The organism is Vibrio sp. RC586, assembly GCF_000176715.1.
Taxonomy (GTDB): Bacteria; Pseudomonadota; Gammaproteobacteria; order Enterobacterales; family Vibrionaceae; genus Vibrio.
Genome location: NZ_ADBD01000004.1, coordinates 111,011 through 131,297, shown reverse-complemented (window position 1 = coordinate 131,297; position 20,287 = coordinate 111,011). Strand labels below are relative to the sequence as shown.

Here is a 20,287-nt window from a genome sequence, read left to right as displayed (position 1 = left end):
GAATAGCGAAAACTTCAAGTTGTGAGGCCGAATGTAGGCGTTTATAGTGGTTTGATTCTTAAGGATTTCGAGGATAACTAACGTGATGAAGTGGGCAGTATCATTCAGCGTAATGGTAGGGGTGTTGTTTGCCCCATTGGCGTTGGCACAAGAAGCTAATGCTCAGGCCGTTAAGCGACCTAAAATCGCGTTAGTCCTGGCTGGAGGTGGAGCCAAAGGCGCAGCGCATATGGGCGTACTGAGAGCGCTAGAAGAGCTGCATGTTCCCGTTGATATCATTACTGGTACCAGCATGGGCGCTTATGTTGGCGGCTTGTATGCCACTGGGATGAGTGCCGAGGAAATCGAGTCACTGATTTACAGTGTGGATTGGAATAGCGGTTATCGTGATCGTGTCGATCGTAGCCAGCGCCGAGTACGCGACAAAGAGTACGAAGATCGTTATCAGATCACTACTGACCTTGGCCTACATTGGGGGGAGGTTCGCGCGCCCAAAGGCGTGGTTCAGGGACAAAACATGCTGCGTATGCTACGCGAAAGCACGGGGAATTTGCCTGCTTTTGACTCCTTTGACCAACTGGTGATCCCATATCGTGCGGTGGCTACCGATATTATCCATCTGCAAGAAGTCGTGCTTGATAAAGGCTTTTTAGTGGATGCGATGATGGCCAGTATGTCAGTGCCGGGGGCGTTGCCTCCTTACGAGATTGATGGTTTATGGTTGGTGGACGGCGGTGTCACCAACAATATGCCAGTGGATATCGCTCGTGCGATGGGAGCCGATATTATCATCGCGGTAGACATCAGTACCGATTACAAATCCCAAGAAGATTTCACTAACCTGTTTAGCGTGGCGGATCAACTGTCCAACTATTTAGTGCGTCGTAGCACCGAAAAGCAGAGTGACAACCTGACTGAGCACGACCTGCTGTTGCGTCCTCAGGTCGGAAAAATGGAAACCACTGAGTTTGATAAAATGCCCGATGCTTTTGCGATGGGCTATCAGGTCGCGATGGAGAACCGAGCCTTCTTCAAGAACATCGCCTTGAGTTCGGCGCAATATCAAGAATACATTGATGAGAAAGAAGAGCGCCGCAAAACATTACGTTATGGTGACAAGGTTAATGTTGATGAGATCGTTCTACGCAATGCCACTCACTACAGTGATAAATTGCTACTCAATCGCTTAAACCTAGATCCCAACCAAAAACTCAGCACAGAAGAAATCGAAGCCAGTGTCGAAAACTTATACGCGTTAGATCGGTTTGAACTAGTGCGTTATCAATATGAGCAGCAAGGGGAAGACGATCAATTAGTGGTCGATGTGCGCGAAAAGTCGTGGGGGCCGAATTACGTTAACTTTCGCTTCTTTCTAGAAGATGATTTCACAACCAATAGCCAATATGCACTGGGTATTTCTACCAATTTCACTGATATCAATCCGCACGGCGCTGAGTTGACGCTGAATATGGATATTGGAACAGATAAGCTGTTGGAAGCGGAGCTGTACTCCCCGTTTTTATCTGGGCAGAAAACCTTTACTACCGCTTCGCTGCTCTACAGTAATGAAACGCGCAATGCTCCCTTAAGTGGCTTTGATGATACGTCATTAAGTGCTACCGAAAACTATCTACCTGTGACTTATTCGGAGTGGGTTGCGGAAGTGGCATTGGGATATCAAATTGAGTTATGGCGAGAAGTAAAACTTGGTGTTCGATACAGCCAAGGTAATGGTGAAGCTTCGTCCTTGCCTGTATTTGGCGATTTTGATTTTGAGCGCAGTGGTGTCTTTTTTGATTACCGGCATGACACCTTGGATGATTTTAGTTTACCTCAGCAAGGGGTTTACTTTGATTTGGAATACCTGCTCTCTAGAGATAGTTTTGATGGGAGTAATCCAGTGTCGGATGAAACTAGCAGTTCAGATACTGTTTCTGAATTTTCCGGCAAGTTAATCGCAGCACACACCATTTCTCGCCATACTTTAGTCGCAAATCTGGATATGGGGGTTGTGAAAAGTAAGCACTCGTCCACACCGATTGATCCGAAAAGTATTGGCGGATTTCTCAATTTATCGGGCATACCCCGTAATAGCCTGATTGGCCAAAACAAGGTGTACGGAAATCTGGTTTATCGTTATCGTTGGTTTGACAATGACTTTGGAATGTTCACTTCTCCCGTCTATCTAGGGGCATCCATTGAGTATGGTGGTGTATGGTCAGATTCCGATATTCGCTTGCAAGATGCTCCACTCTATGGCGCAGGCTCGATTTTTGCGGGAGTGAATTCGCCTATCGGACCGATCATGTTTGGTTATGGGCGTACCGAGCAGAACTATGATTCCGTCTATTTTATTATTGGTACTACCTTTAAATAGCAGTAACTTGAGATATGAGTGAGGTTGAACGCTTTCCACTCGCTGAGAAAGCTTAAACTTTAGTCTCAAGTTGCTATGTTGGTCAAAATGATGAGATTTTAATTTATCGTTAAACTTGCTATTCTGACGCCCACAGTTTGGCCTCTATGGCGCTGTTTCTCAGTCAATTTGAGTGAAAACAAGGGCTAGGGAGAGCCAAGTTTCCAAGGATGTTCGCTCGTATTTTTATAATCAACTGAGTGAACCGCAATGAGAGGAAAAAGTCGTGCTTGAAGCCTACCGTAAACACGTCGCAGAGCGTGCCGCTGAAGGAGTTGTACCTAAACCCCTAGATGCAGAGCAAGTCGCAGGACTTGTAGAACTTCTGAAAAATCCCCCACAAGGTGAAGAAGCTTTTATTCTTGACCTACTTGAAAATCGAATTCCTCCAGGTGTCGATGAAGCGGCTTATGTAAAAGCGGGTTTCTTGACTGCCGTAACCAAAGGACAAGTGACTTCTCCTTTGGTGAGTCGTGAGAAAGCGGCTGAGCTGCTGGGTACGATGCAAGGCGGTTACAACATCGAACCTTTGATTGATTTGCTTGACGATAGCGCGTTGGCACCAATCGCTGCGAAAGCGCTGTCTCATACGCTATTGATGTTTGATAATTTCTACGATGTAGAAGAGAAAGCCAAAGCGGGTAACTCATTCGCCAAGCAGGTGCTGCAATCTTGGGCTGATGCAGAATGGTTCTTGTCTAAGCCAGCACTGGCTGAAAAAGTGACCTTAACTGTGTTTAAAGTGACCGGTGAGACTAACACGGACGATCTTTCTCCTGCTCCTGATGCATGGTCACGTCCTGATATTCCTGTGCATGCGTTAGCCATGCTCAAAAACGCGCGTGATGGCATTGAACCGGATGTACCGGGCAAAGTTGGCCCGATCAAACAGATCGAAGCTCTCAAAACTAAAGGTCACCAACTGGTTTATGTGGGTGACGTTGTGGGTACTGGTTCATCACGTAAATCGGCAACTAACTCAGTGCTGTGGTTTATGGGGGACGACATTCCTAACGTGCCAAATAAACGCACAGGTGGTTATGTTCTGGGCGGTAAAATTGCCCCGATCTTCTTCAATACTATGGAAGATGCTGGCGCGCTGCCAATCGAAGTGGATGTTTCCAAGCTCAATATGGGTGATGTGATCGATGTTTACCCATTTGAAGGCAAAGTGTGTAACCACGCGACCGGTGAAGTACTTGCGACTTTCAAACTGAAAACCGATGTGCTGTACGATGAAGTACGTGCTGGCGGTCGTATTCCACTGATCGTTGGACGTGGTTTGACCGATAAAGCGCGTCACGCGTTAGGTTTGGAAGCCTCAAAAGAATTCCGTCGCCCAGTTGCAGTTGCGGATAGCGGTAAAGGCTACACGCTGGCACAAAAAATGGTGGGTAAAGCGTGTGGCGTGCAAGGTATTCGTCCGGGCACCTACTGTGAGCCTAAGATGACCACTGTGGGTTCGCAAGATACCACTGGCCCAATGACGCGTGATGAACTGAAAGATTTGGCGTGTCTTGGCTTCTCTGCTGATTTAGTGATGCAGTCTTTTTGTCACACGTCTGCTTATCCAAAACCGGTTGACGTACAAACTCACCACACCCTGCCTGATTTCATCATGAACCGTGGCGGTGTTTCACTGCGTCCGGGGGATGGTGTTATCCACTCATGGCTAAACCGCATGCTGCTCCCAGATACTGTCGGTACTGGCGGTGACTCGCATACTCGTTTCCCATTGGGTATTTCTTTCCCTGCGGGTTCTGGTCTGGTGGCGTTTGCGGCAGCGACTGGCGTGATGCCACTGGATATGCCGGAATCTATTCTGGTTCGCTTCAAAGGTAAAATGCAGCCGGGAATCACTCTGCGTGATTTGGTGCATGCCATCCCTTACTACGGCATCAAACAAGGTCTGCTCACGGTAGAAAAAGCCGGCAAGATCAACGAATTCTCTGGTCGTATTCTGGAGATCGAAGGGGTTGAACACCTAACGGTTGAGCAAGCATTCGAACTTTCAGATGCTTCTGCAGAACGTTCTGCGGCCGGTTGTACTGTGAAGCTTTCACAAGCGTCGATTGAAGAGTATCTCAACTCGAACATCGTGATGTTGAAGTGGATGATTGCTGAAGGTTATGGCGATCGCCGTACTATTGAGCGTCGTATCAAGGCAATGGAAGCTTGGCTGGCAACGCCAGCATTGATGGAAGCGGACAAAGATGCGGAATACGCGCATGTGATTGAAATTGATCTCGCAGACATCAAAGAACCTATCTTGTGTGCACCAAACGATCCGGATGATGCACGCCTGCTCTCTGAGTGTGCGGGTGAAACGATCAATGAAGTCTTCATTGGATCTTGTATGACCAACATTGGTCACTTCCGTGCAGCAGGCAAACTGCTTGATAAATTCAACGGCCAGTTGAACACACGCCTGTGGGTGGCTCCGCCAACCAAGATGGATCGTGACCAACTGACAGAAGAAGGCTACTACGGTATTTTTGGTCGCGCTGGGGTGCGTATTGAAACTCCGGGATGTTCACTGTGTATGGGTAACCAAGCGCGCGTCGCTGACAAAGCGACGGTGATGTCAACTTCAACGCGTAACTTCCCGAACCGTTTGGGTACTGGTGCTAACGTTTACCTTTCTTCTGCTGAATTAGCGGCAGTTGGGGCGATTCTGGGCCGCATCCCAAGCGTGGCAGAGTACATGGAATATGCGAAGCAGATTGATGCTGCGGCAGCGGATACTTACCGCTACCTCAACTTCCATCGTATGGGTCAATACACCAGCAAAGCAGATTCAGTGATCTTCCAAGAACCTGCATAAGCAAAGTCATTTGTTTATCTAATAAAGCCGCGCTTGTCGCGGCTTTATTTTTTTGCTCACTTTTAGTGCGCCACCGCTATTTTTTATCAAGTTGTGGCAGGTAATTCTATTTCATGGGGAAATGAAAGGGGATATCACTTGTCTAAGTATCGCGAAGCAGTTTGAGATATACTCGCCATATTGATGATCTATGGAGATATAACCATGGAGTTTGAATTTATTAAAAATACCTTGTTGGGTGAATATGCGGTCAAATGCAGTATGGAGCATCAGATCGTCGGACGCTGGCTACAAGAAGAGATTGGTCAAGATCAGGCTAAAATCAATCAAGTTTTAGCGCTTATCGAGCAAGCAGAACAATCTCCAGCACAAGAGTTTCTATGGACTGGTCGTGAAATCTCTCTCATGGTGCAAGGTGATGAAGTCCAAGTGCAAGATAATGCGCTGGCGTATGACGCCGAACATGAGTTAGAGAGTGATTTCTTTCTGTATGACAGTGAAAGTGTTGCTGCCTGTGGGCGAGAAGATTTCATTGCTTTGCTGGCTCAGTGGCAGAACTTTGTACAAGGGAAATAATCAGTGCAATAGCCATTGTTGTTAAAATTTGTGCGTTATTGTTGGGAAAAGGCTGCACCGAAGAGGTGCAGCCTTTTGTTTTTTATTAAACCAGACACTATTTTTTTATTTTAAATCATAGTGTTAATAAGTTGGCATATACCTTGGATAGTGAAGAGTAAATGGACGACTGCTTTAGAGAGGAAGAGATGAAACTGATTAACGCAATCATTAAACCATTCAAGTTGGATGATGTTCGTGAAGCGCTTGCGGATGTAGGTATCGAGGGAATGACGGTTTCTGAGGTGAAAGGCTTCGGGCGTCAGAAAGGACACACTGAGCTATACCGCGGCGCGGAATACCAAGTCGACTTTCTACCCAAAGTAAAAATTGAAATCGCTACGCAAAGCGACAATGTGGATCGTGTGGTGGAAGCGATCATCAAGGCCGCACACACCGGAAAAATTGGTGACGGCAAAATCTTTGTCTATGACCTTAGCCAAGCGGTGCGTATCCGTACTGGCGAAATGGATTCAGAAGCCCTTTAAATTTAAGGATGGGAGAGTTGATTATGGAACTATCAGTCACTGTTACCGAGCTGCGTTACGCACTCGACACCTTTTTCTTCCTGATTTCAGGAGCTCTAGTCATGTGGATGGCAGCAGGGTTTGCCATGCTGGAAGCGGGTTTGGTTCGCTCAAAGAACACCACAGAAATTTTGACTAAAAACTTTGTTCTGTACGCGATTGCTTGTACCACTTATTTAATCGTTGGCTACAACATCATGTATGTCGATAACACTGAAGGTGGCTGGTTGCCTTCACTTGGTGCGCTGATTGGTTCACAAGCGGATGGTGCCGATCACTCTCTGGAATCAGATTTCTTCTTCCAAGTTGTGTTTGTTGCAACAGCGATGTCAGTGGTTTCTGGTGCAGTGGCTGAGCGCATGAAACTCTGGGCCTTCTTGATTTTCTCTGCCATCTTGACCGCTTTCATCTACCCAATGGAAGGCTACTGGACTTGGGGTGGTGGTTTCCTTTCTGCGGCAGGCTTTAGCGATTTTGCTGGCTCAGGCATCGTACACTTAGCAGGAGCTTCTGCAGCGTTAGCGGGCGTACTGCTGTTGGGGGCTCGCAAAGGTAAATACGGCAAAAACGGCGAAATTTACCCAATCCCAGGTTCAAACATGCCATTAGCAACCTTAGGTACCTTTATCTTGTGGTTCGGCTGGTTTGGTTTTAACGGCGGCTCACAACTGATGGTATCGGATTTTGAAAATGCCACATCAGTGGGCAAGATTTTCCTCAATACCAATGCCGCTGCGGCTGCGGGGGCTATTGCTGCGCTACTCGTGTGTAAAACCACTTGGGGTAAAGCGGATCTCACCATGGTACTCAATGGTGCATTAGCCGGTTTGGTGGCGATTACCGCGGATCCTCTATCACCTTCACCACTGTACGCGGTAGCAATTGGTGTGGTTGCAGGGGCTCTGGTGGTGTTTAGCATCATCGCTCTCGATAAACTGAGAATTGATGATCCTGTTGGTGCAATCTCAGTACATGGTGTGTGTGGTTTCTTCGGTCTGATGGTGGTGCCACTCAGCAATGCCGATGCAACGTTTGGTGCGCAATTACTGGGAGCTGTGGTGATTTTCGCATGGGTGTTTGGTGCAAGCCTGCTGGTTTGGGGTGTACTCAAAGCAACCATGGGGATCCGCGTTTCTGAAGAAGAAGAAATGGAAGGGATGGACATGCACGATTGTGGTGTCGGAGCTTACCCTGAATTTGTGACTGTGAAGTAACATTTAGTTACCAAGTTCATTTTAGAGAACCTGCCCTCTGGGCAGGTTTTTTCTTTTCACTGATTGTTTTCTTAATAATTATTCTTATAATGTAGTGAAACTGATAAACGTTATCATTAGTAATTATTAAAGGACCTAAAAATGAAAAAGCTGCTCACGTTGTCTGCGATTGCTTGCGGTGTACTCGCTCCTTCTGCAATGGCCGCTGAAGAAGTGAATGTTTACTCTTACCGCCAACCATTTTTGATTGAACCTATGTTCCAAGAGTTCACCAAAGAAACTGGCATCAAAGTTAACGTGAAATTTGCTAAAGAAGGGATTGCAGAGAAACTCGCGCAAGAGGGCGAATACAGCCCAGCCGATGTGATCTTAACTGCTGAATTCAGCCGTTTGTTTGAACTGACCGAAAAAGGCCTGACTCAGCCACTGGATAGCAAAGTGATTGAAGAGAACATTCCTGCTCAATACCGTGATAGTGGTGATGAGTGGTTTGCACTGACGCAGCGTACTCGTAGTGTGTATTCTTCACGCGATCGCGTAGGCAAGCCGGGTGATGATTTCGATTATATGGATCTCGCTAAGCCAGAGTTCAAAGGCAAAATTTGTACTCGTAGTGGTAAGCACCCTTACAACATCGCGCTTGTGGCTTCTATCATCGCTAACCATGGTGAAGCCGAAGCAAAAACTTGGCTGGAAGGTGTAAAGGCGAATCTGGCTCGTAAACCACAAGGCAATGACCGTGACCAGGTTCGTGCGATCAAAGAAGGCCTGTGTGATGTGTCGCTAGGTAACAGCTACTACCTAGGTGCAATGGTGAATGACGAGAAACAAAAATCTTGGGCTGAAGCGGTATACATCAACTTCCCAGGTCAAAATGCGCAAGGCACTCATGTGAACGTGAGTGGTATGGCAATGGCGAAATACTCACCAAACCGTGATAACGCCGTTAAGCTGATGGAGTTCTTGACTGGCGCAACCGCACAACAAATGTATGCAGAAGTGAACTACGAATACCCAGTGAAAGAAGGGGTGAAACGTTCAGCTCTCGTGGAGTCTTGGGGCGCGTTTAAAGCCGATAGTCTGCCACTAGAAAAAATTGCAGATAATAATGCCGCAGCGATCAAGTTGATCGATGAAGTCAAATTTGACCTGTAAGTAAAATCAGGGGTATAACGTACCCCTATTTTATTTGAGGGATGCAGCGCTTTGAGCGTTGTTCAAGCCTTGTACTGTTAGGCGATGAAAGAAAAATATTTTGCATGGAAAACCAGCAGCGTTGTGTTAACCACTCTGCTGGTTTTACCGATCTTAGCGATCTTCTACACCGCATTCGGCAACAGTGATGAGGTTTTTGCTCATCTGCTGGCGACTGTGATGCCCACCTATATTTTCAATACCTTAGTATTGACGGTTTCCGTACTACTATTGGCTTTGCTGTTTGGTGTGCCTTCAGCTTGGCTGATTGCGATGTGCAAATTACCCGGTGAGCGTTGGTTGCAGTGGGCGCTCGTCCTGCCATTAGCGATGCCAGCCTATATTATTGGTTATCTGTTTACTCATTGGTTTGATTTCGCAGGCCCCATTCAAATCGCTTTGCGTGATTGGACGGGCTGGCAAGCGGGCAGCTACTGGTTTCCGGACATCCGAAGTTTAGGCGGTGCCAGTGTGGTACTGGCTTTGGTGCTTTATCCTTACGTTTATCTACTGTGCCGTGCGGCCTTTATGGAGCAGAACGTCACTTTGCTCCAATCGGCTCGTCTACTGAGATGCACACCGTGGCAGAGCTTTTGGCGTATCTCTTTGCCATTAGCGCGCCCTGCGATTGCGGTTGGCTTGTCTTTGGTGGCAATGGAAACGATTGGGGATTTCGGCACCGTAAGCCTGTTTTCGGTCAATACCTTAACAACGGCGGTTTACGACACTTGGCTTGGCTACTCAAACCTCAATGCGGCTGCGAAAATCTCAGCGATTATGTTGGTGATTGTGCTGTTGCTGCTCAGTAGTGAACGCTATAGTCGACGTCGACAAAAACTCTACCAAAACCATTTTAATAGCCATGAAGAGTACCGTTATACCTTAAAAGGTTGGCGCCTATGGGCAGCTTTAGTCTGGTGTTGGGGATTGGTGGCGGTGGCGTTCATTTTGCCACTGTTGCAATTAATCAGTTACGCATGGTCTTACTTTGCACAAAGCTGGACAGCGCAGTTTAGAGAGTACGCACTGAATAGTTTTACTGTCTCAATTAGTGCGGCTGTCATTGCTGTGTTGGTGGCTTTGATCGCCAATTTCTATGCCCGTCTACAAAACAATCGTACCAGTGTTGCGCTGATGCGCCTTTCTTCCATGGGTTATGCGGTGCCGGGAACGGTACTGGCGATTGGTATTTTGGTACCGGTGTTGGCACTGGATCATCTGGTCAACGACATAGCTAAAATGATGGAGTGGGGACGCCCGGGGTTAATCTTCTCCGGAAGTGTGTTCGCGATTGTGTTTGCGCTCGTGGTACGGTTTTCGGCGGTGGCGATTGGCAGTATTGAAAGTAGCTTAAGTAAAGTTTCACCTTCGTTGGATATGGCTGCGCGTACCATGGGGTGTCATGCCAACCAAATGCTTAAGCGCGTACACCTGCCGCTGATCCGACGTGGTGCGTTAATTGCAGGATTGTTGGTGTTTATTGAATCGATGAAGGAGTTAAACGCGGCGATTTTATTACGCCCATTTAATTTTGAAACGCTCGCCACTTACGTCTATAACTACGCTTCAGATGAGCGTTTAGAATTGGCAGCATTGCCTGCCATTTTACTCGTGTTGGTTGGGCTTATCCCACTTGTTATCGTTAACCGTTCTTTGGAGCAAAAGCACTGATGAGCTGCGCACTGCTGATTGAAAATCTGACTTGCCAATACGACTCGCAAACGGTATTGAAATCCCTATCACTGCAAGTGAACTCGGGCGAAATCGTCTGCCTGCTTGGGGCAAGCGGTTGTGGTAAAACGACCTTACTTAAGGCGATTGCCGGCCTTTTACCGTTGGCGTCAGGTCGATTGAACTTGAACTGCTTGACGTTGGATGATGGTAAACACTGGTTGCCACCTGAGCAGCGTAACATTGGGATGATTTTCCAAGATTATGCTCTGTTTCCCCATTTAACCGTGGCGCAGAATGTCGGCTTCGGTCTGGATGCTATGTCCGCCGCGCAGAAACAGGCCAAAATTACCGAGATGCTCTCTTTGGTTCATCTTGATGCTTTTGCAGAGCGTTACCCGCATCAACTCTCGGGTGGTCAGCTGCAACGCGTTGCCATCGCACGTGCCTTAGCTTATAAGCCAGATCTGCTGCTGCTTGATGAGCCGTTTTCGAATATCGACACGCAAGTACGTCATGAGCTAATCATTGAGATTCGTAAAATCTTTAAACAACAGGGCGTGACGGCGATTTTCGTGACTCACTCACGAGAAGAAGCGTTTGCCTTCGCCGATAAAATGGCGGTGATGAATCGTGGTGTGATTGAACAGTACGGAACAGCAGCAGAGCTTTACTACCAACCGTCGAGCCAGTTCGTGGCTGATTTTCTGGGTGGTGGCAGTTATCTGAATGCCACGCGGATCAGCGAAACCCAATACCAAACCGCTCTTGGGGTTGTGGAAGCCACTGCGCGCCAACCAATCGCTGTAGACGCGGAATGTAAGTTATTGCTGCGTCCACAGCAGGTGCAGATCCGTGCCGAAGAAGACAGCAGTGTGACGGTGACTGAGCAGCAGTTTATGGGTGACCATTGCCGTTATCTGATTGATGCGCATGGCACTCAGCTTATCGCGACCTCTTCACAACCGCTGGAGCTAGGGCAGGCGGTGTCGGTCAATATTGATACGCAAGGGGTATTGGCTTTCGCCTAATCGATCTCGCCGCTGAGCTTTGTCATTCCAAGCACATTCTACCCGTAATAAAAAAGCCCGACGTCTAGCGTCGGGCAAATGTTCTTCTCCGCTGAGGGGACTTAACCTCAGGGGATGATTACAACGCCAAGAAGGCTTTCATCTGTTGAAGAACACGCTCCGCAGTATCTTTGTCGGCCATTTCGGCAAAAATACGTAATAGAGGCTCAGTACCGGAGAAGCGGGCAATCACCCAGCCACCGTTCTTGAAGTAGACCTTAGCACCATCTTCATAGCTGACTTTTTCGATCTCGAATTCAAATTCAGGCAGTTTTTTCTCAATGTAGACTTTGTTGTAGATCTCATCGCGTTGGGCTGGTTTAAATTTGCAATCGCCTTCCGCAGTGTAGGCATAACCGTAACGATCATAGATCTCGGTTAATAGCTCAGAGAGTTTCTTGCCAGTCACGCTGATCATTTCCACCAATAGGCTGGAGGCGAACACGCCATCTTTCCCCTTGATGTGGCCACGAATCGTCAAACCGCCAGAACTTTCACCACCGATCAGTGAATCGTCAGCTTCCATTTGTGAAGAGATGTGTTTGAAGCCCACAGGCACTTCAAAGCATTGCTCACCATGATCGGTTGCGATTTTATCCAACAAGTGAGTGGTTGCAATGTTACGTACCACAGAACCTTTCCAGCCTTTGTACTCTAGTAGATAGTAGTAAAGCAGGATCAGCACTTCGTTAGGATGAATAAAGTTACCTTTTTCATCAATGATGCCAAGGCGGTCCGCATCGCCATCGGTACCGATACCGATGTCATAACCTTCGTGTTTAACGAGATGCTTCAAGCGATACAAGGTGGCCGCGCTAGGCGAAGGCATCAAACCACCGAAATCTGGGTTTTTGCCATCGTTGATCACGTCCACGTCGCAGCGGCCATTGATCAGTACTGTTTGCAGTGCGTTTTTCGCTACCCCGAACATAGGATCGATCAACACACGCAGATTGGCTTTCTTGATCGCTTCAATATCGATGAAGTTGATGATGCTATCGACAAACTCGTTCATCGGGTTGATGATTTTAATCAGCTTGTCATTGACGGCTTGATCGAAATCGATCGATTTCACGTCTTGCGAGGTCAGCGTTGCGATTTGCTGCTCGATCTTCTGAGTGATCACTTCATCAGCGTCACGACCGCCCCGGATAAACACTTTAATACCGTTGTAGTCGGCTGGGTTGTGCGAAGCGGTAATACAAGCTGAGTAAGCACAATCCATCTCTTTCGCTTTAAACATCACCACAGGTGTTGGCACAAACTTGTCGATAAAGCTCACCACAACGCCATTCGCTGCTAAAACTTCGGCAAACCAGCAACCTGCTTTGTCAGACAAAAAGCGGCGGTCATAACCAATCACGAAGCCTTTTGCGGCGGCTTGTTCATGATTGATGATGTTTGCTAAGGCTTGAGCAACCAGACGTACGTTATCTTTAGTGAACTCTTCACCAATAAAAGCACGCCAGCCGCCAGTACCAAATTTAATCATTTTCTCCCCCTATCCCTTCCCACTTGACGTTGCAGGAGTGTTGGCTGCATTCATTCACCCCAATCACATAGTTTATCTATGCTCATAGGGATTCATTCATTTGCCGCCTACCTGCAACGACAAGTGGTTTGGGCATATAAAACGCTTAGGTATTAGAAAACGGGCACTCAGCGAGTGCCCGAAAATGGGTTAACCCAGTACAACAACCACTTGGTTGACGCTGCCTGCTGCTTGAACAGGGACTGCGCCTTCAATCGCTTGGCCATTCAGGGTGATGGATTTCACGCCTTTTGAAACGCCTTGTGGGTTTTCAATTTTGATCTGGTAAGTCGCGTCACGCCACTCACGAGTCACTTCAAAACCGGGCCATGAAGTTGGGATACAAGGATCGATCTCCAGTGCATCGAAGCCCGCTTTGATACCCAAGATATAGTTGGTGGTAGCGTGGTATGCCCAGCCAGAAGTACCGGTTAACCATGGGTGGTTAGCGCGGCCGTGATCTTGGTGGTCACGACCCATGATGAACTGTACGTAAGAGTAAGGTTCAGCAATACGGGTTTCGATGATGTCGTTTTGGTTGTATGGGTTGAGTGCGTCATACAGTTCCATCGCACGATCACCACGGCCCAGTTTCGCTTCTGCTACCCATGCCCATGGGTTTGGATGCGAGAAGATCGCGCCGTTTTCTTTCACGCCTTGGTAAACGCGAGTCACGAAGCCGATGTCATCATTTGGAGTCGCGAATGATGGAGCGTTCAGGTGTAGGCCGTATTTGGAGAACAGGTATTTGTAGACCGCATCCATCGCTTTGATGCCGCGCTCATGGCTTACAGTGCCTGACAGAACAGCCAGTGAGTTAGACTCTAAGTGAACTTTACCTTCCACTTGATCGAAGGTACCGATCTTGTCGCCATTTTTGGTCAGGCCACGGATGTACCATTCGCCTTGTTCATCCCACAAGTGAGTTTCACACGCTTCGCGTACGCCATCAGCCATAGCTTGGTACTTGTCTGTTGCCGCTTCATCATTGCGGTAGCGTGACAGCTCAAGGAAAGACTCCAACGCCCAGAAGTGCAGGAAAGACACCATAGATGACTCGCCGCCACCGAGGTTCAAACAGTCGTTCCAGTCTGCACGCAGACCTTTACAGATACCTGTTTGACCTACGTATTCTGCAGAGAAATCTAACGCTGCCATCATGTGCTCGTACACAGTTGCGTTGCCGCCATCAGCATAAGGGATCACTTCGTCGATAAAGGCGAAGTCACCGGTCTCTTTCACATAGCTGAGGATGGTTGGCACAATCCACAGGTGATCGTCAGAACAGGTATCTTTGATGCCGTGGATCTTGTCTTCATCCGATGGTGTTGGTACTACTGTTGGTGATTTAGACGGTTTAACATCCGCTTTTTCTGGATCGAACCAGTCAGGATCAAATAGGTGTAAACCGTAACCCGCTTTCACTTGACCACGCAGTAGGTCAACCAGACGCTTACGGGTCATTGCTGGGTTAGTGTGCGGTACAGAGATCGCGTCTTGCGCAGTATCACGGTAGCCCAGACCTGTACGGCCGCCAACTTCAATGAAAGAAGCGAAACGAGACCAAACCACACAAGTTTCCGCCTGGTACAGAGTCCAAGCGTTGATCATGGTGTTCAGACCTTCGTTTGGCGATTTCACTTGGAACTTCGCACAACGCTCATCCCAGTGTGCTTTGATACCTGCAAATGCAGCGTCCACTTTGCTCAGATCTTGGTATTTTTCACGCAGTTTTGCGCCGTTGCCTTTACCTACACCTAAGATCACTGCGAAGCGAACTTTTTCGCCCGGTTGCAGAACGAATTGCTTATGCAGTGCACCACAGTGGTTGTAACAGGTTTGCGCGCTGTTAGAGCACTTACCTTGCGCCACTGCGATTGGGTTGGCTTCATCTCGGTACATGCCAAGGAATTGGTCACGTTGGCCGTCGTAGCTGTCTGCATCGAAGGTCGCGGTCAGGTAGTAGAAGCCTAAGAAATCGTCTGTGTTGTAGTACAGGTCATACTCAATCACGCCATCTTTGAACGCTGTACCTGCTGAGTAGAGCGACATCTGATGGTTTTGGTTGTCTGACTTGATGTGGCTGAAAGAGAACTCAACGTAGTTGAACGCACTAATAGTACGCACTTCATTGGAGGTGTTTTCGATCACAACATCCCAAACTTCTGCATCTTCACCCTTAGGAACAAACAGCGTTTTGGTCGCGTGAATGCCGTTGTATTCACACTTGAATTTTGAGTAAGACAAGCCGTGGCGAACTTCGTATTTCGCTTGTTCAAGGCTTTTCGCAACAGGTTGCCAAGAGATAGACCAGAAATCACCCGTCGCATCATCGCGCAGGTAAACATAGTGCCCTGGACGATCTTGGGTAAAGTTTGGACGGAACTTGGTTACGCGGTTGTACTCAGGTGAGTGATAGAACGAGTAACCACCTGCGTTGTGAGAAATCACAGTACAGAACTTTTCAGTACCGAGATAGTTAGTCCAAGGTGCGGGTACGTCAGGGCGAGTGATGACGTATTCGCGATTATCATTATCGAAATAGCCGTATTTCATTGTGCTTTCCTTTTAAACCAGCTGCCTGCTGGCAGCTAAAACCTATGCTAGTGAAAACTTGCGCGAGAGCTCTCGCGCTGTCGTTGTTATGTCTACGGATTGTTATTTCCAAGGTGCGCGATAAGGGATGTTCTGCTTATCCAGCAGTGACAAGTGCCCTTTCAAACGTGCCAAATAGTCCAACCAGTTACGCTGGGATTTCTCTGTCCAACCACCTTCCGCTAACGCGGTTAAGCGTGGGTAGAGCATGTATTCCATGCGTTCTGGGTTATTGATCAGTTCACACCACAATGCACACTGGACACCTAAAATGCGCTTGCGCAGTGGGTCGTCAGCGGGAACATCTGCTAACGGTTCATAACCGTAGGCTCGTTCTAGCGGTGTGACGCCCGCCCAATCCACTCCCGGCTCTTCCGGTGCGTAGTCTTGAACGATATCGAGGTAGGTAAATTGTCCCGGTTGCAAAATCACATCAAAGCCTTGTTTGGCACACTCGAGCGCCGCTTTTTCCGACAACCAAGAGTAAATGACAGTGTCTTTACTCACTTTGTCACCGTGATGTGCTTCTTCCCAGCCCACCATGCGCTTACCTAAACTCTTGAGTTTTTTCTCTGCGTAGCGCAGCAAATGACCTTGCAGTTCTTTCGGATCGGTATAGTCATTCTCTTGCATTAAGGCTTGGCATTTCGGGCTGTCTACCCAAACACCGCTTGGAACTTCATCGGCACCAATATGGATAAATTGGCTTGGGAACAGTTCTGCAACTTCTTCCAATACAATATCAAGGAATTGGTAAGTGCCCGGTAAAGCAGGGGAGAGTACGTTATCGTTGTAGTACTGAATGCTGCGGTACTGCGAGCGATCTTCTTCGTCCACTAACCATTCAGGCAGCGCTTTAATAGCTGCGCGGCTGTGTCCCGGAACATCAATTTCTGGGATGACGGTGATGCCACGATCACTGGCGTATTTAATCACCGAACGGATCTCATCTTGGGTATAGAAACCGCCATGACGCTCAGTCAGTAAGCTGTATTGAGGTTCGAGAACTTCATCCATACCTCGCCACGCGCCAATGTCGGTTAGCTGCGGTAGGCGCTTGATCTCAATACGCCAGCCCTCATCATCCGTGAGGTGCCAGTGGAATACGTTGAATTTGTAATGCGCCAATTGGTTGATGACGCGTTTGACTTGCTCAAGAGAGTGGAAGTGGCGTGCGCAGTCAAGCATCATGCCGCGATACTTGAAGCGTGGAGCATCGGCAATTTTTACCAATGGGAAGCTCAATGTGCCTTTTTGAGATTGTGCCAGTTGTAACAAAGTGGCACTGGCATGCATAAAGCCGCTATGGCTGCCTGCTTCAATTTTGATCCCTTTGGCATCGATGTTGAGCTGGTAATGCCCCTCATCCAGTGTTGGGTTGCTGCGATAAACAATATCGCTATGGCCAACGGCATTGAGGGTAAAGCCATGCAAGGTATGCAATTCTTGATCTAGCCAGTGCGCTGCTCGCTCCGCAAGGTCTGATTGCAAAGAAATCTGGCTTGCATTGCTCACTACAAACTCGCCGCTAAAACGTTGTAGCGAATTTGGTTTAGGGATCGCGCACAGCTCAGCTGCTTCCACAGCAGGGATCTGGCTACGCTCACGAAATGGCGAAGCCAGAACAATAGGATTGACAACCACATTGAAACGTTCAACCGGTTGTTTGTCATTGAGCTGAACGAAGGCGTGTTTTACACCATCGGTATAGAAATGATAAGGCGCAGTTTTGATGATGAATTCACAATAAAAGTGACCATTGGCGGGTAACACTTTTTCAGTCGGAACAATCGAACATAAGCTGCCGACTTGAGTTAGCTGCCCATTGGTCACACTCGTTGGTTGAATGTAGCGATCGATAACAAAATACAGCGACCAGTCTTGCAGATCTTGGTCACTCAAGTTGTGTAAGGTTAAGCCAAAACGGCAATCCGGTTTTTGTTCCGAGAGTACCGCAAATTCAATTCGATAACTCATAAATCATCCTTAATACAGGTTGTGCTCGGATTTACCGGCAAACATTAATGCCCCTTCGATAGCATCTGATTGCGGTTTTACAATCCACTGCTGTACCGGTGGGGAGAGCCAATCTTGGATACGTTCAGCAATACTGCCCATCAAGCAAATTCGTTCTGCTCCTTTATGATGCAAAGCGATGAGGAACATCTCGATATCTGCTGCTGTTTGTTTGAGAAGTTCAATCGCTAAACCATCACCCGCATAAGCATGGCTAAAAATCTGCGGTGAAAATTGACCGTAATCTCGAGGTAGGGCAGTTTTAGACCAAGCGACAATCGCATCAATGTCGTGTTTAAAATGGCTCATTACTACCTCACACAGTGGGGTATGAGCACGAATATCATCTTGAGCGAGTAACACTTGTTGGATAAGGCGTAACCCCATGACAGCACCGCTGCCTTGATCCGAAATCGGGAACTCACGCCCCCCCACCACGTACTGTTTGCCCGCTTTGAGCAAAATGCCGCAAGAACCGGTTCCTGCGATCATGATGGCGCCATCTTCACCAAGGTGTGCGCCAAGGCAAGCGCCATAAGCATCAGTATTGAGCGTGATTGATGCGAAAGGATGAGGCTGTTGCATAAAAGCGTGCCACGCCTCTTTTTGCTCCGCTCCCGCTAACGCAAGCCCTACATGCATGTGGGCAAAAACGTTTTGGGTTAACCCACCTTGCTGAGCTGCTTGAGTGATGGCATCAATCACCGATTTCAGTGCAACGTCAACGCCAAGCATAATGTTGGCGCTGCCACTTTTGGCTTCACCAATCCATTCGCCTTGGGAATTACGAATGCGTGCACGGCAAGAAGTGCCGCCGCCATCAATGCCTACGTAGTAATTCATGCAATCTGCTCCTCATGAGCTGAAAAGTGATCAAATTGACTGATGATTGCCAACAGATACCAAGCACCATGAGGGATCCATTGCTCACCCCAGCGCCAGTTTTGCAACATGTCATCTTTCTGCCCATCAGGGTTAAAAGCGATGTCATGGGCATCATCAAATCCTGCGGTTATGCCGTTACAAACACCGCCTTTGGCATTGAAAAAGCCCAAATGAGGGAGGTAGTCTGGGTTGTTATGGCCATGGCCATCGAGCATACACATGTCGTAAGGGTTGAGTCCGATAATCCAGTTCAGAGCATTTTGTGCCCAATGTTGTAGCTGTTCGGCTGTCTCGGTGCTCAAATGAGGTTGAGCGAGATAAGCCATACTGGCGAGTGAAGCTAAGCGCGCATTTTCACCCTGCCACCAGTAACCACTTTCGTTGTCTTGTGCGATAAAGAAACTGGTGCGTTTCGCGCTTTCTACGCCTTTTACATACTGGCGTGGATAACCAAACGGATTAGTGACTTGTTGGGTGATGGTTAGTTCGAATTGGCAGGCTTGCTCGATAACCCGTTGTAGCTGGGCATAGTTAGCCGTATCCGTTTCAATATTCAGATATTCGCAAAGTGCAATGACAGGCAGGCCTGCATCGGAGGCGTGGAAGTATGGGCGTTCACCATTGCAGGTGGCAGACCAGTAGTGCGCCACTTGTTCATCACTGCATTGGCGCTTAGCCAGACGCTCTGCCCACTCGCGTGCTTGAGTCAGGTATTGAGTGTTCTCTGTGCTACGATAAAGTTCGCAACAGGCTAGTAGCGCACAATATTCATCGATAATGTTTTCAACACCATCATTGAGGTAAGTAGGGTTGTGCTCTTTGAGATGCCAATAGCCCTTTTCTGCCGCTTGTAAATACTCCGCTTGAGTAAATTCACCGTGCGTTTCTAAACGTGCTGCTGCGGCCAGTGCCGCGATCGCCATACCGCCACCTTGACGGAAACCCGCTTGATAATCATCGGATTTATGTCCTTTTTGGGTCGCGTAGGCGCAAATCTCCCGTTGCTTGGTGTCTTTGCTCCATTTGTCAAAGACGGTCATATAAAAAAATCCCTCGGAGTTTTGCATACGACGAAGAAAATCAGCACCAAACAACGCTTCATCCTTGAGGCGAGTGCGGGAAAAAGGCGCAAAACCCGAGTGATGTTGTAAAACCGCTAACCCTTTGAGCATGTTCCAGACCACCATAGGTGTTTGTTGTGGGTTCAAATAGTTAGCGTAAGAAAGGTGACTGAGGTATTTACTAACGTCACCTGAAGCATCGTACCAGCCGCCGCGCACATCGGCAGTGGTTGATGTGCCCAGCAGCGGTACTTGCTTGTCTTGTTGATCAAACTGCCCTGTGCAGCGTTGCGATTTAAAGTAATGCAGCACATCAGAAAATGTACGCTGCATGAGTACGCCTTGCGCAATAGTAAAAGTGGCAGAATGAGTATGATCCAAGCGTAAATAGTAGTCGCCTGGAGTTGTGAAATTCGAAAAATCAATACGATGAAACTGTCCCTGATGCCAGTTGTCCACGTTGCCATGCCACTCGATTGACAATTTTGCAACGGTCTGATGGCTATGAGCGCAAACCAAAAGTACACAATCATCCATTAATTGTGTTTGTCCACACAGCAAAACCGCTTGCTTCGGGCCTTGGATTTCATAGCCAATGTGGTTGGTCAGTAACTGCATTATTTTCTCCGCATTAGGGATCAAGCTCCCTGCTAGGCAGGGAGCAAGTG

General features: G+C 48.0%; 13 protein-coding genes. 8 read left to right on the top strand and 5 right to left on the bottom strand.

Annotated features, from left to right (window positions below):
- The first annotated feature begins 85 nt into the window (after positions 1–85).
- The 8 genes from VOA_RS16010 (at position 86) to VOA_RS16045 (ending at position 11,492) form a co-directional block, all read left to right on the top strand.
- Positions 86–2,377, top strand: a complete 2,292-nt coding sequence (locus VOA_RS16010; protein ID WP_000870554.1) for a patatin-like phospholipase family protein — start codon at positions 86–88, stop codon at positions 2,375–2,377.
- Positions 2,378–2,642: 265 nt separating this feature from the next.
- Positions 2,643–5,240 (top strand): bifunctional aconitate hydratase 2/2-methylisocitrate dehydratase, encoded by a 2,598-nt coding sequence (gene acnB / locus VOA_RS16015; RefSeq protein ID WP_000888592.1) that lies wholly within the window; start codon positions 2,643–2,645, stop codon positions 5,238–5,240.
- A gap of 204 nt (positions 5,241–5,444) precedes the next feature.
- Positions 5,445–5,816, top strand: a complete 372-nt coding sequence (locus tag VOA_RS16020; RefSeq protein ID WP_000393911.1) for a YacL family protein — start codon at positions 5,445–5,447, stop codon at positions 5,814–5,816.
- A gap of 188 nt (positions 5,817–6,004) precedes the next feature.
- The gene (gene glnK, locus VOA_RS16025) at positions 6,005–6,343 is read left to right on the top strand and encodes a P-II family nitrogen regulator (RefSeq protein ID WP_000767166.1); all 339 of its coding nucleotides are present in this window, start codon (positions 6,005–6,007) and stop codon (positions 6,341–6,343) included.
- Positions 6,344–6,366: 23 nt separating this feature from the next.
- Entirely contained in the window at positions 6,367–7,596 is a 1,230-nt protein-coding gene (locus tag VOA_RS16030) for an ammonium transporter (protein WP_000423813.1), read from the top strand.
- Between the two features lie 141 nt (positions 7,597–7,737).
- Entirely contained in the window at positions 7,738–8,751 is a 1,014-nt protein-coding gene (locus tag VOA_RS16035; protein ID WP_000735576.1) for a Fe(3+) ABC transporter substrate-binding protein, read from the top strand.
- Between the two features lie 84 nt (positions 8,752–8,835).
- On the top strand, positions 8,836–10,461 hold the full coding sequence (locus VOA_RS16040) for an ABC transporter permease (RefSeq protein ID WP_000660936.1): 1,626 nt from the start codon (positions 8,836–8,838) through the stop codon (positions 10,459–10,461).
- Positions 10,461–11,492 (top strand): ABC transporter ATP-binding protein, encoded by a 1,032-nt coding sequence (locus VOA_RS16045; protein WP_001277498.1) that lies wholly within the window; start codon positions 10,461–10,463, stop codon positions 11,490–11,492. Before VOA_RS16040 ends, VOA_RS16045 begins: the two co-directional genes overlap by 1 nt.
- Positions 11,493–11,610: 118 nt before the next feature.
- On the opposite strand, the gene VOA_RS16050 is transcribed toward VOA_RS16045, so the two are convergent.
- The 5 genes from VOA_RS16050 to VOA_RS16070 form a co-directional block, all read right to left on the bottom strand.
- Positions 11,611–13,023 (bottom strand): phosphoglucomutase/phosphomannomutase family protein, encoded by a 1,413-nt coding sequence (locus VOA_RS16050; protein ID WP_000589199.1) that lies wholly within the window; start codon positions 13,021–13,023, stop codon positions 11,611–11,613.
- Between the two features lie 189 nt (positions 13,024–13,212).
- Complete coding sequence (locus tag VOA_RS16055; protein ID WP_000873671.1) at positions 13,213–15,618, bottom strand: GH36-type glycosyl hydrolase domain-containing protein; 2,406 nt, start codon at positions 15,616–15,618, stop codon at positions 13,213–13,215.
- Positions 15,619–15,720: 102 nt separating this feature from the next.
- On the bottom strand, positions 15,721–17,634 hold the full coding sequence (locus tag VOA_RS16060) for a beta-N-acetylhexosaminidase (protein ID WP_000122117.1): 1,914 nt from the start codon (positions 17,632–17,634) through the stop codon (positions 15,721–15,723).
- Positions 17,635–17,643: 9 nt separating this feature from the next.
- Entirely contained in the window at positions 17,644–18,516 is an 873-nt protein-coding gene (locus VOA_RS16065; protein ID WP_001110424.1) for an N-acetylglucosamine kinase, read from the bottom strand.
- On the bottom strand, positions 18,513–20,237 hold the full coding sequence (locus VOA_RS16070) for a glycoside hydrolase family 9 protein (RefSeq protein WP_001176425.1): 1,725 nt from the start codon (positions 20,235–20,237) through the stop codon (positions 18,513–18,515). Before VOA_RS16070 ends, VOA_RS16065 begins: the two co-directional genes overlap by 4 nt.
- Positions 20,238–20,287 lie beyond the last annotated feature (50 nt).

Coding starts and splice junctions, on each gene's coding strand:
- VOA_RS16010 (WP_000870554.1), top strand. CDS start 86: ATGAAGTGGGCAGTATCATTCAGCGTAATGGTAGGGGTGTTGTTTGCC.
- VOA_RS16020 (WP_000393911.1), top strand. CDS start 5,445: ATGGAGTTTGAATTTATTAAAAATACCTTGTTGGGTGAATATGCGGTC.
- glnK (WP_000767166.1), top strand. CDS start 6,005: ATGAAACTGATTAACGCAATCATTAAACCATTCAAGTTGGATGATGTT.
- VOA_RS16030 (WP_000423813.1), top strand. CDS start 6,367: ATGGAACTATCAGTCACTGTTACCGAGCTGCGTTACGCACTCGACACC.
- VOA_RS16035 (WP_000735576.1), top strand. CDS start 7,738: ATGAAAAAGCTGCTCACGTTGTCTGCGATTGCTTGCGGTGTACTCGCT.
- VOA_RS16040 (WP_000660936.1), top strand. CDS start 8,836: ATGAAAGAAAAATATTTTGCATGGAAAACCAGCAGCGTTGTGTTAACC.
- VOA_RS16045 (WP_001277498.1), top strand. CDS start 10,461: ATGAGCTGCGCACTGCTGATTGAAAATCTGACTTGCCAATACGACTCG.
- VOA_RS16050 (WP_000589199.1), bottom strand. CDS start 13,023: ATGATTAAATTTGGTACTGGCGGCTGGCGTGCTTTTATTGGTGAAGAG.
- VOA_RS16055 (WP_000873671.1), bottom strand. CDS start 15,618: ATGAAATACGGCTATTTCGATAATGATAATCGCGAATACGTCATCACT.
- VOA_RS16060 (WP_000122117.1), bottom strand. CDS start 17,634: ATGAGTTATCGAATTGAATTTGCGGTACTCTCGGAACAAAAACCGGAT.
- VOA_RS16065 (WP_001110424.1), bottom strand. CDS start 18,516: ATGAATTACTACGTAGGCATTGATGGCGGCGGCACTTCTTGCCGTGCA.
- VOA_RS16070 (WP_001176425.1), bottom strand. CDS start 20,237: ATGCAGTTACTGACCAACCACATTGGCTATGAAATCCAAGGCCCGAAG.